The sequence below is a fragment of the Blautia sp. St.27G3 genome, assembly GCF_059728505.1.
The window spans coordinates 520355-537540 of the sequence record NZ_BAAGFO010000001.1 but is presented as its reverse complement, the minus strand read 5'-3'; the positions used below and the strand labels follow the sequence as shown (position 1 = coordinate 537540).

Genomic DNA, 17186 nt, shown 5'->3' with positions numbered 1-17186 from the left:
TAATTAAAGGAGGAAGAAACTATGAAAAAAGCGATTGTAAGTGTGTTATTGGCGACAGTATTACTGACATCAGGCATGTCAGTAATGGCAGACGAGGGCGATACGATTAAAATTGGTGCTCTGTTTAATCTTACCGGCGGACAGGCATCTATTGATACACCATCTTACCAGGGATTCAAACTGAAAGCAGATGAAATTAATGCTGCAGGAGGAATCAACGGCAGGATGATTGAAGTCGTATCCTATGACGGAAAAACAGACCAGGCTACGTGTGCGAACAATGCAAAGAAAATGATTGATGTGGACGACTGTGTTGTAGTCAGCGGATTTTCAGATTCCAATTATGCGCTGGCGGCAGGGGCAATCACACAGGATAAGCAGGTTCCGTTCGTAATCACCGGTGCGACTCTGCCGGATCTGTGCGAGCAAATTGGAGATTATTCGTTTATGGTACCGTTCGGTGATGATACCTGTGCATATGCGGCAGCAGAATACGCATACGCTGAAATCGGAACAAAATGTTATATGATGATTGACCAGTCCATGGAGTTTACGAAGACACTGGCAGAATGCTTCCAGGAGCGTTTTGAGGAGCTGGGCGGTGAAATCGTAGGAACAGACAACTACATGAACGGTGATCCGGATTTCTCAGCACAGATTGATAAATTCATCAACAATGACGGCGGAGCAGAATTTATGTTTTTCTCAAGTGTGCCGAATGATGCGGGCCCGCTTGTGCTTCAGTACAGAGACAAAGGCGTAGAGCTTCCGATCGTTTCCGGCGATGGATTTGATACTCCGCTGGTAGCAGAGGTGGCAGGCGCTCAGTCATATGATGTATTTGTTTCTACACATTGTTCCTATACAAACGAGGCGGAAAATGTACAGAACTTTGTAAAGGCTTACACGGATGCATACGGCACAGCACCGGAAAATGCATTTGCAGCGCTTGGTTATGATGCGATGGATCTGATCGGTCAGGCACTGGCAACTGTGGAGGATCCCACTGATACTGCAGCTATCAAGGATGCGATTGAAGCGACATCAGATTTCAAGGGTGTAACCGGTACAATCTCGTATTCAGCAGAAAGCCACAAGCCGGATAAGACAGCATCTATCCTAGAGCTTGTTGACGGAGAATTCCAGTTTGTAACAGAAGAATAGTTTTTAGTTTGACCGACAGGCTGCCACACGTTTGTATCTGAGACTGCGGCGGCCTGTCGGACTATGGAAAAGAGCAGGATCAAATCCGGCAGAAAAGGAGAAGAGCGGTATGGCAAATCATGAATTATTGAAATTAACAGCACATCAGGTAACAGAGGGGAAATACGATAAAGCAATTCTGGCAATTGGTTCCTGTGAGGCACACGGACAGCATATCGCAGAAGGATGTGATACAATTGTATCCTATGAGCTCAGCAAAAAAGTAGCGGATGAAGTTGAGGGATTGCTGGTACTGCCCCCGATTACGGTTGGTTACAGCGGACATTATGATACTTTCCCGTTTACACTGACCTTGAAATATGATACAGTAACACAGGTCATCTACGATATGATGGAAAGTGTTGTACGGAATGGCATCAATAAGATTTTTCTTATGAACGGACATGACGGAAATATTGCACCGATGGAAATTGCTTCGAGAAAATTAAAAGAAGAATATCCGGATGTAAGGATTGCAGCTCTTCCGGCATGGTGGGTGACTGCAGGTGAATTGCTTCCGGAAGGTACGTTCGAAGTGTGGGATGGCCTTGGACACGCGGGAGAGGGAGAGACCTCTATTGCATACTATCTGTTTCCGCAGTACTGTGAACCGGATCAGGCAACCTGCGTTGTGCCGGATAAGCTTCCGAAATATGTGGAGATGAAGTGGGATTTTGCCGAGATTACGAATACGGCGCAGACCGGCGATGCAACAAAGGCAACAGCAGAAAAGGGCGAGAAGATGACAGAGGTTCTCGTAAAATGTGTAGCTGATACGATAAAAGAGCTTGATGCGATAGGATGGAACTATTGTTCCAAGCAGCATACTGCCAATTTGGATTAAAAAACATAGATGAAACATATATTAATGATTAGCACTGGGGGAACGCTGGCCTCCTCATACAGCGAAAACGGGCTGGCTCCGGGACTTCATGGGAATGATATTCTTGATAGAATAGAGGGATTGACTGCCGGCTTTTGCGTAGAAGAGGAAGAGTTGTTCATGATGGATAGTTCAAATGTCCAGCCGGAAGAATGGGCGCAGCTTGCGCAGCGGATTTATGAGCGCAGGCTGGATTTTGACGGAATTGTAATTATTCATGGTACGGATACGCTTGCCTATACTGCAAGTGCGCTTTCCTTTGCCCTTCAGGGGATTGAGGTGCCTGTCGTACTGACAGGCAGCCAGGTATCCATTGAAAATCCGATAGCGGACGCGACAGAGAATTGCCGTGCAGCGCTTCACATGGCGGCAAGCGGGTGCCCCGGTGTTTTCGTGGCATTTAACCGGAAGATTATTATGGGTACCCGGGCAAGTAAAGTCAGGACAAGAAGTTTTGATGCGTTTGAAAGCATTAATTATCCGTATGCGGCGCGGATTAACAGCAGTGGATTTGTTGTTAATCCGGCTGTTCCAATTTCCTATGGTAGGACATGCTGCCTGCAGAATAAATTCTGCACGGATATTTTTGTGCTGAAGTTGTTTCCGGGTATTTCTCCCGATATTTTTATGAAGCTGAAATCCATGGGTGTTCGGGGCGTTTATGTGGAGGCGTTTGGTATCGGCGGCCTGCCCTCACGGAAACGCAATATAACTACGGCAATCGGAGAAGCTGTTCGCAGTGGAATGATTGTGGTAGTTGGGAGCCAATGTCTGTATGAAGGAAGCGATTTTACTGTTTACGAAGTTGGCAGGCAGGTTTTGGAGCAGGGAGTGATTACTGCGGGCGGCATGACAACAGAGGGAGCCATAACAAAACTTATGTGGGCGCTCGGGCAGTATCATGACATGAATCGGGTCAGAGAAGTGATAAAAACAAATTTGTTGGGTGAAATAGGAACCATGTTGGATTGGTGCGGAAACTGAAGAAATAAAAATATAGAAGTAATTGCGGGCATACCCAAATGCGGTATGTCCTTATTTTTGTATATTCAGCAAATGTATTTAAAAGATATTAATTCTGTAGCATTTGCGTGAAAATTCAATACACCAGACGGATGTGACGAACGATATGGCAGAAAAAAGATAGAAAGGAAGCGGCTGCTTGTGATTTTATTCCGAATGCGCTATACTGTCTGGGAACAGAAGCATAACAGCAGGAGGAATTATGGATATTATCAAGACACTGGCACAGGAACTGGAAGTCAATGTATGGCAGGTAGAGGCAGCTGTAAAGCTGATTGATGACGGTAATACGATTCCGTTTATTTCGCGTTACCGAAAAGAAGCGACCGGCTCACTGAATGACGAAATACTCAGAGGCCTGTTTGAACGGCTGAATTATCTGCGGAATCTGGAAGAAAAAAAGGCGCAGGTACTTGCTACGATAGAAGAACAGGGCAAGCTGACACCGGAACTGAAAAAACAGATTGAAGAAGCACAGACGCTGGTTGTTGTTGAGGATTTGTACCGGCCGTATCGCCCGAAACGGCGTACGAGGGCCACGATCGCAAAAGAAAAAGGGCTCGAACCTTTCGCCAATCTTATTTTGCTGCAGATGACAAAGAATCCATTGGAAAAAGAGGCAGAGGCGTTTCTGTCTGAGGAAAAAGAAGTTTTGACAGTAGCCGATGCGTTAAATGGTGCAAAAGATATTCTGGCAGAGTCCGTAGCAGATGAGGCGGATTACCGCATTCGTATCCGTGAGATGACGGTTCGGGAAGGGATGCTTGTCTCAGAGGCAAAGGATGAAGAAGCGCAGTCTGTCTATGAAATGTACTATGCGTATGCGGAACCGATTGCAAAAGCAGCAGGCCACCGCGTGTTGGCACTCAATCGGGGAGAAAAAGAAAAGTTCCTGACTGTAAAAATTGAGGCGCCGGAGGAAAAGATTCTGCGATATCTGGAAAAGCAGGTCATCACGCGTGACAATCCGATCACAGCCGAAGCGCTGCGGGAAGTGATTGCGGACAGTTATAAACGTCTGATTGCACCGGCGATTGAACGGGAGATACGAAATGATCTGACGGAAAAGGCAGAGAACGGGGCAATTTCTGTATTCGGGAAAAATTTGGAACAGTTACTGATGCAGCCGCCGATCGCGGGACATGTGGTTCTGGGCTGGGACCCGGCATTTCGTACCGGATGCAAGCTGGCTGTCGTGGATGCGACTGGAAAGGTGCTTGATACTACGGTGGTCTATCCGACTGCTCCGACAAACGAAGCGAAGATTCGGGCAGCAAAGGAGACTGTGAAAAAATTAATCCATAAATATGGCGTGACACTGATTTCACTTGGAAACGGCACTGCTTCCCGGGAGTCTGAGCAGGTGATCGTGGAGCTCCTAGGGGAGATTCCGGAGCAGGTGTCCTACGTTATTACAAATGAGGCCGGAGCGTCCGTTTATTCGGCCAGCAAACTGGCAACGGAAGAATTTCCGAATTTTGACGTCGGGCAGCGCAGTGCTGCTTCGATTGCCCGTCGCGTGCAGGACCCGCTGGCGGAGCTGGTGAAAATTGATCCGAAATCAATCGGTGTCGGCCAGTATCAGCATGATATGAACCAGAAAAAGCTCGGAGAAGCGCTGGACGGCGTGGTGGAGGACAGTGTTAACCGCGTCGGCGTAGACCTGAATACCGCGTCAGCGCCGCTGATGGAACATATTTCCGGCATTTCAAAAGTGATTGCGAAAAATATTGTGGCTTACCGTGAGGCGAACGGAAGATTCAGAAACCGCAGAGAGCTTTTGAAAGTACCGAAACTCGGACCTAAGGCATTTGAGCAGTGCGCCGGTTTTATGCGGATTGCAGGTGGTGAAAACCCTCTGGACGCCACGAGTATCCACCCGGAAAGCTATGAAGCGGCGGAAAAGCTGCTGGCAGAACTGGGTTATACGAAAGAATGGATTACGGAGCAGGGAGTGCGTTCTGTTCTTGTGAAAGATTACAAAAAAACGGCAGAGCGGATTGGCATCGGGGAACCGACGCTGCGCGATATGGTAAAAGAATTGTGCAAACCGGGCCGTGATCCGAGAGAGGACATGCCGCAGCCGATTTTGAGGACAGATGTCCTGGATATGAAAGATTTAAAAGAAGGCATGATTCTGAAAGGAACCGTGCGAAATGTCATAGACTTTGGCGCATTTGTCGATATCGGTGTCCACCAGGACGGTCTGGTGCATATTTCGCAGTTGAGCAATCAGAAATTTGTGAAGCATCCACTGGAAGTTGTCAGCGTCGGCGATATCGTTGAGGTGAAGGTTCTGAGTGTAGATCTTCAAAAGAAGCGAATTGCTCTGACGATGCGGTTATAGGCGTGGTAAGTATTTTTGCCAAATAAGGATGCTTATGCAATTCGATACGCTGTCTGCGGAATGTACGGTTATGCATTTAGATGCATCGTCTGCGGTTATATGGTCAGCTACATTACGGATGTTCCTGCTGTGCTATGATATGCCGGCGGATCTGGCTTCGGATGGCATCGTAAAGATGAGGTTTGATCTGGTCGAGCGGCACAGGCTGCCCATAAAGAATCGGGTTGTAGATCGTGCCGCTTGTAAGCTCGATAATCATGTAGATCATGATTTCGGGGGCACGGAACGCAAGGCCGGACTGGCGCAGCAGATCGTTGAACAGTTCATAGGCATTGTGGTCGTTGCTGTCATGGAAGCTGATCAGACTGTTGCGGAAAATCCCCCAGCTCAGGTGTTTGGCGATGAAATTCAGCAGGGACTTGTCTGTGTTTAAGCGTTCTATAATGTAATCTGTCATGTAAATGAGCTGTTCCTCGAAGCTCACGATATCGGGACGTGTACAAAGGGAAGCATAGGCATCATAGAACAGACTGGTTGCTTTATGAGCGATCAGTTTGTTTCGGATGTCGTATTTATCTGTGAAATAAAGATAAAAAGTGCCTTTGGCAACACCGGCATTTTTTACAATATCAGAAATGGATGTGTTTTGGAATCCTTTTGAAGTAAACAGTGTAAACGCTGTGTTCAGAAGAGATTCCATTTTTATTTTCTTGTTTTGTTCAATTTTTCCCATTTTCAAGCCTCCTGCATCCCCTTTCTCTATTTTTATCACAAAAATGACTTTTGGTCAATGTTTTTCTGGAAAGGATATTGACTAATGGTCATTTTTGCGTTATAACACATAATAGAAAATGACTAAAGGTCAATTTTAGGAGGAAGAGATGTATAAAGTAGGAGAAAAGATTGTAAAGTGGAGAATCCCGATTTTCATAGTGGGCCTTCTTCTGTTAGTTCCCTCCTTGTTGGGAATGATACGGACTAGAGTCAACTACGATATTCTGTACTATCTGCCAAAAGACATTGAGACAATGCAGGGGCAGGATATCCTGGTAGAGGAATTTGGCACCGGAGCATACTCGTTGTTTCTCTGTGAGGGGATGGAGAACAAAGATGTTTCAGTACTGAAGAAAAAAATAGAACAGGTAGAGCATGTGGAGAAAGTTGTCTGGTATGACAGTCTGATGGATTTGAGCGTGCCGATGGAGATGCTTCCGGATAAAGTGCGGGAGATTTTTAATACGGAAGACTGTACCATGATGTTTCTTATATTTGATACGACTACGTCAGCAGATGAGACGATGGAGGCGATCAAGGAAATACGTGCTCTGGCCGGAAAACAGTGTTTCCTGAGCGGTATGTCGGCGATTGTTACAGATACGAAGGAACTTTCCGAGCAGGAAACGCCGGTTTATGTTCTGATTGCAGTTTTTCTGTCAGCTTTGGTACTGGCGATTGCAATGGAATCGTTTTTTATTCCGGTGGTGTTTTTGCTTGGCATTGGCATGGCAATTCTCTACAACCTGGGAACGAATCTGTTTCTCGGAGAAATTTCTTACATTACAAAAGCGCTCGCAGCGGTTCTCCAGCTTGGAGTTACCATGGATTATTCTATTTTTCTATGGCACAGCTATCAGGAGCAGCTTAACAATTACACGGATCGAAAGGAAGCGATGGCCCATGCGGTGGAAAAGACAATCAAATCCGTATGCGGCAGCTCACTTACCACAGTAGCAGGTTTTATCGCACTTTGTTTTATGAGTTTTACCCTGGGACTTGATCTGGGTATCGTTATGGCAAAGGGTGTTGTGATCGGAGTATTCTGCTGTGTTACGATTCTTCCGTCTATGATCCTGATTTTTGATCGGGTTCTGGAAAAGACGAAGCACAGACCGCTTCTGCCGGATATGCCGCGCGTGTCGGATTTTATTACACGACATTATCAGATTTTTGCGCTGCTGTTGCTTTTGCTATTTGTTCCGGCTGCATATTGCCAGAAAAATGCGGATGTATATTATGCGTTGGACGAAACGCTTCCGGAGGATTTGCCGAGTATTATGGCAAATCATAAATTGCAGGAAAATTTCAATATGGGAGCATTGCACATGCTTCTGATTAATCATCGTTTGCCTGGAAAAGAGGTACGCTCGATGATCGGTGAAATGGAGCAGGTGGACGGAGTAAAAGCGGTGCTTGGAATGGAAACGCTGCTTGGAAGCCGGATACCGGAGCGTATGGTTCCAGATTCTATCAAAAAGATACTGGAAAACGGTAATTATGAACTTATGCTGGTCAGCAATGAATATAAGGTGGCATCCGACGAGGTAAACCAACAGATCGGTGAATTGCAGGAGATTTTGAAGCGTTATGACCCGACCGGTATGCTGGTTGGAGAGGCTCCCTGTACCAAGGACCTGATTACCATTACAGACAAGGATTTTCAGGTAGTGAATGCTGTTTCAATTCTGGCGGTATTTATCATTATTATTTTTGTATTTAAATCCTGTTTTTTACCGGTTGTACTTGTAGCTGTCATCGAGTTTGCAATTTTTATCAACCTTGGCATTCCGTATCTGACTGGAACGACGCTTCCGTTTATTGCATCCATTGTTATAGGTACGATTCAGCTTGGTTCGACGGTGGATTATGCAATTTTAATGACGAGCCGTTATGAGACGGAACGTGGAAGCGGAAAGAGTAAAAAGGAATCGATTCAGATTGCACATCGCGCAAGTATGAAATCTGTGATTGTCAGTGCGCTCAGTTTCTTTGCTGCAACCTTCGGTGTGGGGGCTTATTCGAATATTGATATGATTAGCGCTCTGTGCAGCCTTATGGCACGCGGCGCTCTGATCAGTATGGTTGTGGTTCTGTGTGTACTGCCGTCCATGTTTATGGTTTTTGACAAGGTAATCTGTAAAACGAGTAAAAATTTTAAGGGGGCCAGAAAAAATGAACAGAAATAAAAAAATGACAAAAAAATTTGCAGTGGCAATCGCAGGTGTGATGATGGCGCAAGCAGGGGCGCCGCTTGTATATGCAGGAACTGCTTCGGATGGAAATACGGAGGCAGTATATGGGAAAACGGTCATATCGGCTGATCAAGGCACTTCAGGGGCAGAAAACACTTCGGTTTCGAAAGAGGAGACGGTGTACGTAAAAGCGGATGCGGCAGGCACAGTACAGGAGATTATCGTCAGTGACTGGCTCAAAAACAGTGAAGGAAAGGCCTCCATTTCGGACCAGTCAGATCTGAAAGATATTGAAAATGTAAAAGGAGAGGAAGGGTTTTCGTCTGATGGGCAGAAGATGACCTGGGATGCAAACGGACAGGACATTTATTATCAGGGCAGTACGCAAAAGGAGCTTCCGGTAACTGTGTGCGCGACCTATTATCTGGATGGGCGAAAGATACTTCCAGAGGAACTTGCTGGAAAGAGCGGCCATCTGAAAATTTGCTATACGTATGAAAATAAACTGAAAAATAACGACGTATATACGCCTTTTACGATGGCCACTGGTCTGGTTCTGCCCTCTGAAAATTTCAAAAATGTCAAAGTGAACAACGGAAAAGTCATTTCAGACGGGGAAAAGGAAATCGCAGTCGGAATCGGATTTCCTGGTATGGCAGAGAGTCTGAAGCTTCAGGACACAGAACTTTTGAAAGACGTCAAACTTCCGGAAACGTTTGAAATTGAGGCAGATGTAACAGACTGTAAGCTGGCAATGACAATGACAGTAGCTGTTCCTCTGAATCTGGATACGTTTGGTCTTGATGAGATCGAGGGGTTGGAGGACCTTGAAGAATTATTTACAGAACTGACGGATGCAGCAACGCAACTTGTGGATGGAAGCGGGGAGCTGGCAGACGGAGTGAAAACATTACAGGATGCCTGTACAGAATTGATCGACGGTATGAACACTGTGGATGAAAACATGGGAACACTTGCCAGTGGAATTGCAACGCTGAACGAAAAAAAGGATGATCTGACTGCCGGGATCGGTACTTTGGCAGATGGGATTGGTACTTTAAACGACAAAAAAAGTATGTTTGTGCAGGGAGTTGGCGATCTGGCTTCCGGAGCAACAGAGCTTCGGAAAGGGATGAATACCGTGAAAAAAGGCAGTAAAGAACTTGCAGGAAACAGTAAAAAGCTGGAAGCCGGAGCGAAAGAACTTGCGTCGGGCTCAGGTAGCAAACAGCTTACGGAAGGCAGCAAGGCACTTGTGGAAGGCAGCAAAGAGCTTGCACAGGGTAGTCAGACACTTGCGGATGGAATTACGGCGCTTGTGGAAGGGGAAGATGGCAAAAAGCTTCTGGCTGGCGGCCAGGCTCTTGAAACAGGCAGCCAGAGCCTTGTAAAAAATTTAGGAGAATATACAGACGGAGTAGATCAGATTGCAGAGGGACTGCCGGGATATGTGGACGGCGTTGATCAGTATATGCAAAGTGTACAAAATTATGTCGGGGCAGTGAACGGGCTTTTGGATGGCATAACAGCGGGCTCTACCACCACTTCTGTGGACAGTGGTACGCAGCAAAGGATGATTGCGGAAGTAGAGCAGATTGCAGTCGGAGAGCCGGAAGTACAGCAGGTATCCGACATAGTGAAAGAACAGATTTACAGGGAACCGGTTGTGAAAGCGGAAGCGCAGGTGACGAAAACTACGATTAATGAAGAGGCAGTTGCAAATATTCAGACCGTTCTGGCAAATTTGCAGGATGTGCAAAATACGATTAACGGTGCGACAACAAAAGAAGATCTGATCAGACTGTATGCTTCTTATGATGCGTATGTGGCAGAGCTGAATGACTGTATTACATTGCTCAGCGGTGCACTTGGGGGAATTCAGGAGGAGACGATTGACACAGTTACAATGGAACAGACCGTTGAGCAGACCATTGAGCAGCCGGTACAGACCAGAGTTTTGATGGCAGCGCCTCAGGTTATCATGGAGACGACGGGCGGTGGAGACGGTACAGGCAGCGACGCTCAGATGCAGATGGATCAGGCTGTCCTTGCCCAGACAGCAGCAGCTCTTCGCGGTGCGGGGACACAGCTTACGGAAGGAGAAGAGATACAGGCGCTGAAACTAGGTGGATCAGCTTTAAAAGATGGAGCAGTTCTGCTTGGGGCAGCGGACCCGCAGACCGGCGCGACAGCATCCCAGATGCTGACTGGCGGTGCTCAGCAGTTGTCAGAAGGAGCGGTAGCGTTGCATGGAGGAGTGAGCGCAGTCTTTGAAGCTGCCGCGACACAGTTAAAACCGGGAGCAGATGCCCTGGCGTTAGGCCTTGGCAGTCTGGCAGAGGGAGCAGACGCCCTTGACAGTGGCCTGGAACAGCTTTTGGGCGGCGCACAGACATTGGATAGGAATCTTGAAAAATTTGCAGCAGCAACGGCTTCTTTGTCTGCGGGAACAAACAAACTTTATAGCGGGGCAAAAGAACTGGAGAACGGAGCAAATCAGTTAAACGGCGGAGCAGCAATTCTGAGTGCCGGGATTGTGCAGCTTGCGGACGGAAGCGTAAGGCTGGCAAGCGGAGCAGGTGAGCTTGCGGACGGTGTACAGCAGCTTGCCGATGGCAGTGCAAAACTTAAAGATGGAACGGCCCAGCTTGCAGAAGGCGGAGAAGACCTGGATGAAGGTGTAGAAGATCTGAAAAACGGAGCTGATGAGCTTCGCGACGGTATGAAAGAATTCAATGAAAAGGGAATTGAAAAGATTACCGATTTCCTGGATGAAGACGTACAGGAACTGCTTGACCGGCTTGAGGCAGTACAGACCGCGGGAGAGGATTACAAACTCTTCAGCGATTCCGGAAATATGGATGGAAATGTCAAGTTCATTATCGAGACAGCGGCAATCGAGTGACAGGCTTTGGTTGAAAAAAGTTTGCAGATATTATTCAGATATTTATAAAAACAGAGGGCAAGGCTGTATGGCTTTGCCTTCTTTTGTTGAAATAGCCCCCAGAATAAAAAGGAGTGTAAATCAGTCGGAAGTCCAACAAAATTTACACTCAGTTCAGGTGTGATGTTTGTGTTATGATATATTTCTGATTTTCTTCATATCATTAATGTCAGAGGTATTGCGCGAAATCTGGTTACTGTGCATCTGCTGCTGCCCGATGATGATCCTGAGCATGTCCTTGATGTCGGTAATCGTTTCTTTGTAATCAGCATAGAATTCAAGGGTTTTTTCATAGTTGAGATCAACTTTAGCGTTGATTTCGTTTACTTTGGCATCAACGGCGTCGACTTTGGCATCAACGGCGTCGACTTTGGCATCAACAGAGCCAATTTTTAATTTGATATCAGTGAGCTCTGTCTGCATTTGTTGTTGATTTGTAAGTAGCAATTCCAACAATTCTCGATCGGTCATCATACCACGCTCCTTCTTCAGATTTATGAAAAAGTATATCATATTTGAGTGATTAAGTCTATGGAGTTTGGGCTGAAAAACATTTTCCGAACCTTTTATACTGAGAGACATATAGTTGCATTTATAACAATTATTGTGGTATATTATACGAGCAAATTATAGACAATTATGAAATTGTTTTTTGAAGATTGCTTTTGTTTTAGCTGTTGCAATTGTTTTATTTGTTGCGAATATAGCTAATACGCAGTTCACGTGCTTAAAAGGCAGAACTTCGTAAGTTGACGAACAGCTATGCTGTGAATGATATGAAAAGGAGGAGATTTCAGATGAGAAACATATTAAAAAGATTGGCATGGCCATCATAATGAGAATAGAAATACAAGTGGCGCAGACTGCTATTATTACTGTGATGGTAATCCGGCTCATCTGCACGATGGTGGAAGCTGTCCTTATACGAGTGTGGAGACCTATACAGGCAGCGAAGCAACCATCAATGTAGATCAAAACAGTGCGGCAGTCAATCTGGTGAATTCGGCTGACGAAGGAATAGAGGTAAGCTCCGGAATAAATATAACGGTTTCCAAAGATCTGATAAAGATTATCCAGGCAGTGCTGAACCAAAAGGGATATAGTTGCGGCACAGTTGATGGGGTTGCTGGGACTAAGACAAAAGAGTCTTTAAAAAAATTTTTAGAAGAGCAAAAGCATAATAATACCACAGACCACCTCATTTTGTCGATACTTGCAGCAGGCTTGGGCGTTGAATAATAGAAAAATCACCAAAAAAGCTGTGAAAATCTGTTTGAAATTATACTTGTAAGTAGTCTGATCATAGGATATAATGACAGAAATTTAAGAATTGGTTCTTCGGGGCGGGGTGACTTTTATCCGGCATTTGTAGTCTGAGAAATGAGAATTCCCCACCGGCGGTATAGTCCGCGACCCGCTTAGGCGGCTGAACCGGTGAGATCAGAGGGAGCTTGCAGGCGTATTTGCCAGATAGTTTCAAAAAGATGGATTCCGGTACCGACAGTATAGTCTGGATGTGAGAAGAAGCAGCATATTGTAATGATATGGGCGGCCACGGAGTTTTTACATATTCCGTTCCGCCTTTTTTGTATGCGCAACAGTGCATATACAACATTTATGGAGCAGCCGGAAGGAACTTTTCTTAAAGGGATTTTCCCAAATGAATAAAAGAAAAGGAGAACAAAACATGGGATTTTTGGAAGCAGCAGCAGAAAATCTGCAATTTCTTTTTATCAGTCTGGTTGTTGTTTTGTCAATTGTCGGGGTATCAGAACTGGTGGAGAGAAAAATTTTAAAGGACAGTATGACGCGCGTAAAGAAGACGCATTTTCTTACTTTGTGTGCTATGCTTGGAGCGCTTGCCACATTGTTGCATCTTTATGATTTTCCTGTGCCGTTTTTGGCGCCGGATTTTTACAAACTGGATTTCAGCGAGGTTCCGGTTATGATTGGAGCCTTTTATCTCGGGCCTGTTGGCGGTGTTATCATTGAACTGGTTAAAATTCTTTTGAAGCTGGTAGTCAAGGGGACTTCGACTGCTTTTGTCGGAGATCTTGCCAATTTTGTAATCGGTTGCTCCTTCGTGGTGCCTGCGTCTATTGTATATCATACGAAAAAGACGCGGAAAATGGCGATTGCCGGTCTTGTATCAGGTACGGCCGTCATGACAGTATTTGGAAGTATGTTTAATGCAATTTATCTGCTGCCGGCATTTTCGAAGCTTTATGGTTTACCGCTGGATACATTGGTAGGCATGGGAACTGCTGTCAATCCGGCAATCGACAGTATTTCGATGCTTGTCCTTTTGGCAGTGGCTCCGCTGAATCTCTTAAAAGGTGTATTGATTTCTGGGCTGACTATGGTATTATATAAGCGGGTCAGCCAGGTTCTGCATAATGCAGCTCAGGATGGCCTCACATCGGGCCAAAAGAGCCAGATGCAGAACTGAGCAGAGAGAAATGGCGGTTGGACAGAGATCTGAAAAAGCGGACAGCAGGACGCATCTGGAGAATCTGTTTAAAAGTGAGATATGACAAGGCAGGGCTGTCGCACAATCTGCATTTTGTGCGACAGCTTTTTGTTTTTGGGGAGGATGATGCTATGGGTAAGATAAAGAAAGTTCAACAGGCTACAAGCAATCCATATGTGAATTTATATAATCTGGAAGTGGAGAATCGCGTCGGGGGACAGGGATATTATTATGTGGCTTCAAGGGCCAAAGATAAGGAGCATCTCGAATTGTCCACAAAACAGCAACAGCCGGATGGCGTCATTATATACAGTCTGTATGGAGAAAAACGGGATCGGGTTGTGTTGGTTCGGCAGTACCGCTATGCGATTGATAATTATATTTATGAATTTCCGGCAGGGCTTGTTGAACCAGGGGAAGATTATCATGCATCTGCGGTGCGGGAAATGAAAGAGGAAACTGGCCTTACACTACATCCGCTTAAGGTTGACACAATCTACGAAAAACCGTATTATACTACGATAGGGATGACAGATGAGTGCTGCGGAACTGTGTACGGATATGCCGATGGCGAAATTAATATGGATGCATTGGAAGACAGTGAGGAAATTGAGGTTGTGCTTGCAGACCGGGATGAGGTGCGGCGTATTTTGAGGGAAGAACGTGTTGCTGTTGTGTGTTCCTACATGTTAATGCACTTTTTACAGGATGAAGAGCCATTTGCATTTCTTCATGCAGACAGAGGAGAAGGAGCAGGATTTTCTGAATAGCAGGGTATGATTGCTGTGATTTATTCAGAATGTCGCGTTTGGCAGTTGGGAGGAAGCTATTTATGAAAACGGAATTTGATATTAAAATGACGACGGCGAGTATGTATCGTTTTCTGATGTATCATGCGTACCACAGCTTCAGTGGGATATTCAGTATTGTGGCAGGAGCGGCTCTGATTTTTTATTATATTTGGAGTTTGGGAAAAGGCGGTGCAAATACATGGATTTATCTGTTATTTGGCACATTGTTTCTGGTTTATCAGCCATGGACGCTTTATACTGGGGCAGTGAAGCAGGCAAAACTAAACCCGGTTTTTAAAAATCCGCTTCATTATACACTTTCCGAGGAAGGCATTCTGGCGAGACAGGGGGAAGCGGAAAGTAACGTAGCGTGGACTGCTGTCCGGAAAGTAAGAGAAACTTCTGACAGTATCCTGATTTACACGGGGCCGAAAAATGCCTGTATTCTTATAAAGAAGCAGATGGGATCGCAGACGGAAAACGTACGAGAGATTCTGAAAAAGAATGTATCTCCTGCGCTTGTAAAGTTAAAAAGATAAGTGTCAGGGAGGGAATCAAATGATTATAGAAACGAATTCGGAAAAAGAAACACGCGAGGTTGGACGGCAGATTGCCAGGGATGCGCAGGCAGGGCAGGTGTTTGCCCTGGTGGGGGATCTAGGGGTCGGCAAGACCGTTTTTACGCAGGGAATGGCAGAAGGACTGGGCATTTCAGAACCGGTAAACAGTCCGACATTTACCATTCTTCAGGTATATGAGGGAGGACAACTTCCGTTTTATCATTTCGATGTATATCGAATTGAAGAACCAGAGGAGATGGAAGAGATCGGGTATGAGGACTGTTTTTACGGGAACGGTATCTGTCTTGTGGAATGGGCGGATCTGATCCGGGAGCTTATGCCGGAGCATACTGTAACGATTACGATTGAGAAAGATTTGAGCCGTGGTTTTGACTTTCGGAAAATTACGGTGGAACAGGAGAATGGAAAATGAAAATACTGGCATTGGACAGCTCCGGCCTTGTGGCGTCTGTAGCAGTGGTAGCAGATGACGTATTGCTGGCAGAATATACAGTAAACTATAAAAAAACACATTCACAGACACTCCTTCCCATGCTCAATGAGGTTGCCAGAATGATTGAGCTGGATCTGCACTCGATTGATGCGATTGCGGTGGCAGCGGGGCCAGGGTCGTTTACAGGGCTTCGCATCGGTTCTGCGACAGCAAAAGGGCTTGGTTTTGCGTTAGAAAAACCACTGGTGCATATTCCAACTGTGGATGCGCTGGCCTGCAATTTATACGGATACGACGGTTATATATGCCCGCTTATGGACGCACGTCGAAATCAGGTTTACACGGGGATTTACTGTTTTGAAAATGGATGTCTCCGGACGCTGGAGGCTCAGAGTCCAATGGCAGTGGAAGAAATTATCGGGAAATTGAACGCACTTGGAAAAAAAGTGGTTTTTTTGGGAGACGGTGTTCCAGTTTATCAGGAATTGCTGGAAAAATGGATGGAGGTACCTTTCGCCTATGCTCCGGCGCATATGAACCGCCAGCGAGCAGCATCGGTAGCGTTTCTTGCGAGTCGGTATATAAAAGAAGGAAAAACAGAGTCTGCGGCAGATCACGTTCCGGATTATCTTCGCATGTCTCAGGCAGAGCGCGAACGGGCGGAAGCGCAGAAACGGTCAGCAGAGCCAGAGAAAGGCGGAATCATCAGCGATGACAGATCTTGAGATAGAGCGAATGCATCCGGGAGATGTGAAAGAGGCGGCGGCGCTGGAGGCTCAGATTTTTACAATGCCGTGGAGTGAGGAAGGGTTTCGCTCTGCGCTGAGTTCCCCGGATACATTATATTTATCTGCAAAACAAAACGGAAGATTAATCGGATACTGTGGTTTCTGGCAGTCTTTTGATGAGGCGGATATCACAAACGTTGCGGTATGCGAGCGTTGCCGTGGAAGGGGAGTGGGGTATCAGATGCTTGCCGAGCTGATGCGTCTTGGCAGAGAACGCGGAGTTTTGCGGTACACACTGGAAGTACGCACAGGGAATGCAGCGGCAGTTCATCTGTATGAAAAACTGGGTTTTGTTTCTGCTGGTATCCGAAAAAATTTTTATGAACGACCACGCGAAGATGCTTTGATTATGTGGACAGATGAATAAAAAAAATTGCTGAAAAAATAAAAACGGAATAAGCTGCCTGTGTTCTCGGGAATTCCCAGTAGCCATAAAAGGAACGCAGATTTATAATGATCCTTGTCTGCAAGGACATAAAATGTCAGAACACAGGAGGGATCAGGATGGAAACGAAAAAAGTACTACGCTGTAACGGTTGTGGGAAAAATATTTCTTCAGAAAATGGTATGATCCGGGAAGGGGTACTTCAGGTAGACTGGAACTGGGGATATTTTTCGGAAAAAGATGGTGAAAAGCATTCTTTCTGTCTGTGTGAGGCATGCTATGACAGAATACGGAAGTCTTTCGTATTGCCAGTCACGGTAGAGGATTACTTGTAAAAAACGCAGCAGAAGAATGTATGAACAAAAGTGT

16 protein-coding genes and 1 riboswitch are annotated in these 17186 nt (G+C 45.8%); of the genes, 14 read left to right on the top strand and 2 right to left on the bottom strand.

The window, feature by feature from the left end; translation table 11 throughout:
- Window positions 1–21: 21 nt before the first annotated feature.
- The 4 genes from AC6I2O_RS02440 (at window position 22) to AC6I2O_RS02425 (ending at window position 5456) form a co-directional block, all read left to right on the top strand.
- Window positions 22–1164 (top strand): ABC transporter substrate-binding protein, encoded by a 1143-nt coding sequence (locus AC6I2O_RS02440; protein ID WP_120393374.1) that lies wholly within the window; start codon window positions 22–24, stop codon window positions 1162–1164.
- A gap of 109 nt (window positions 1165–1273) precedes the next feature.
- On the top strand, window positions 1274–2047 hold the full coding sequence (locus tag AC6I2O_RS02435; protein ID WP_120393375.1) for a creatininase family protein: 774 nt from the start codon (window positions 1274–1276) through the stop codon (window positions 2045–2047).
- 9 nt (window positions 2048–2056) lie between these two features.
- Complete coding sequence (locus AC6I2O_RS02430; RefSeq protein ID WP_120393376.1) at window positions 2057–3070, top strand: asparaginase; 1014 nt, start codon at window positions 2057–2059, stop codon at window positions 3068–3070.
- A gap of 241 nt (window positions 3071–3311) precedes the next feature.
- The gene (locus AC6I2O_RS02425) at window positions 3312–5456 is read left to right on the top strand and encodes a Tex family protein (protein WP_497741706.1); all 2145 of its coding nucleotides are present in this window, start codon (window positions 3312–3314) and stop codon (window positions 5454–5456) included.
- A gap of 112 nt (window positions 5457–5568) precedes the next feature.
- Here the strand turns inward: AC6I2O_RS02425 and AC6I2O_RS02420 are convergent, their stop codons facing one another.
- Complete coding sequence (locus AC6I2O_RS02420) at window positions 5569–6189, bottom strand: TetR/AcrR family transcriptional regulator (protein WP_497741705.1); 621 nt, start codon at window positions 6187–6189, stop codon at window positions 5569–5571.
- 148 nt (window positions 6190–6337) lie between these two features.
- Between AC6I2O_RS02420 and AC6I2O_RS02415 the strand changes: the two genes are divergently transcribed.
- Both AC6I2O_RS02415 and AC6I2O_RS02410 read left to right on the top strand, forming a co-directional pair.
- Window positions 6338–8419 carry an efflux RND transporter permease subunit gene (locus AC6I2O_RS02415; RefSeq protein ID WP_120393379.1) on the top strand — a complete coding sequence of 694 codons (2082 nt, stop codon included), beginning with the start codon at window positions 6338–6340 and terminating at the stop codon, window positions 8417–8419.
- Complete coding sequence (locus tag AC6I2O_RS02410) at window positions 8406–11330, top strand: methyl-accepting chemotaxis protein (RefSeq protein ID WP_497741704.1); 2925 nt, start codon at window positions 8406–8408, stop codon at window positions 11328–11330. Before AC6I2O_RS02415 ends, AC6I2O_RS02410 begins: the two co-directional genes overlap by 14 nt.
- A gap of 171 nt (window positions 11331–11501) precedes the next feature.
- On the opposite strand, the gene AC6I2O_RS02405 is transcribed toward AC6I2O_RS02410, so the two are convergent.
- On the bottom strand, window positions 11502–11843 hold the full coding sequence (locus AC6I2O_RS02405) for a hypothetical protein (RefSeq protein ID WP_497741703.1): 342 nt from the start codon (window positions 11841–11843) through the stop codon (window positions 11502–11504).
- A 456-nt stretch (window positions 11844–12299) separates the two neighbouring features.
- On the opposite strand from AC6I2O_RS02405, the gene AC6I2O_RS02400 reads away from it, so the two are divergent.
- From AC6I2O_RS02400 to AC6I2O_RS02365, 8 genes are all read left to right on the top strand, one after another.
- Window positions 12300–12608 carry a peptidoglycan-binding domain-containing protein gene (locus tag AC6I2O_RS02400; RefSeq protein WP_120393382.1) on the top strand — a complete coding sequence of 103 codons (309 nt, stop codon included), beginning with the start codon at window positions 12300–12302 and terminating at the stop codon, window positions 12606–12608.
- Between the two features lie 91 nt (window positions 12609–12699).
- Window positions 12700–12899, top strand: a riboswitch (FMN riboswitch).
- A 157-nt stretch (window positions 12900–13056) separates the two neighbouring features.
- Window positions 13057–13818, top strand: coding sequence for an ECF transporter S component (locus tag AC6I2O_RS02395; RefSeq protein WP_120393383.1), 762 nt, complete (start codon window positions 13057–13059; stop codon window positions 13816–13818).
- A 152-nt stretch (window positions 13819–13970) separates the two neighbouring features.
- Window positions 13971–14609, top strand: a complete 639-nt coding sequence (locus AC6I2O_RS02390) for an NUDIX hydrolase (protein WP_120393408.1) — start codon at window positions 13971–13973, stop codon at window positions 14607–14609.
- A 62-nt stretch (window positions 14610–14671) separates the two neighbouring features.
- The gene (locus AC6I2O_RS02385) at window positions 14672–15169 is read left to right on the top strand and encodes a YcxB family protein (RefSeq protein WP_497741702.1); all 498 of its coding nucleotides are present in this window, start codon (window positions 14672–14674) and stop codon (window positions 15167–15169) included.
- Between the two features lie 19 nt (window positions 15170–15188).
- Window positions 15189–15623 carry a tRNA (adenosine(37)-N6)-threonylcarbamoyltransferase complex ATPase subunit type 1 TsaE gene (gene tsaE, locus AC6I2O_RS02380; RefSeq protein ID WP_120393385.1) on the top strand — a complete coding sequence of 145 codons (435 nt, stop codon included), beginning with the start codon at window positions 15189–15191 and terminating at the stop codon, window positions 15621–15623.
- The gene (gene tsaB, locus AC6I2O_RS02375; protein WP_120393386.1) at window positions 15620–16369 is read left to right on the top strand and encodes a tRNA (adenosine(37)-N6)-threonylcarbamoyltransferase complex dimerization subunit type 1 TsaB; all 750 of its coding nucleotides are present in this window, start codon (window positions 15620–15622) and stop codon (window positions 16367–16369) included. Before tsaE ends, tsaB begins: the two co-directional genes overlap by 4 nt.
- Window positions 16356–16799, top strand: a complete 444-nt coding sequence (gene rimI / locus AC6I2O_RS02370; RefSeq protein ID WP_120393387.1) for a ribosomal protein S18-alanine N-acetyltransferase — start codon at window positions 16356–16358, stop codon at window positions 16797–16799. Before tsaB ends, rimI begins: the two co-directional genes overlap by 14 nt.
- 137 nt (window positions 16800–16936) lie before the next feature.
- Window positions 16937–17152 carry a hypothetical protein gene (locus tag AC6I2O_RS02365; protein ID WP_120393388.1) on the top strand — a complete coding sequence of 72 codons (216 nt, stop codon included), beginning with the start codon at window positions 16937–16939 and terminating at the stop codon, window positions 17150–17152.
- The last annotated feature ends 34 nt before the right edge of the window (window positions 17153–17186 follow it).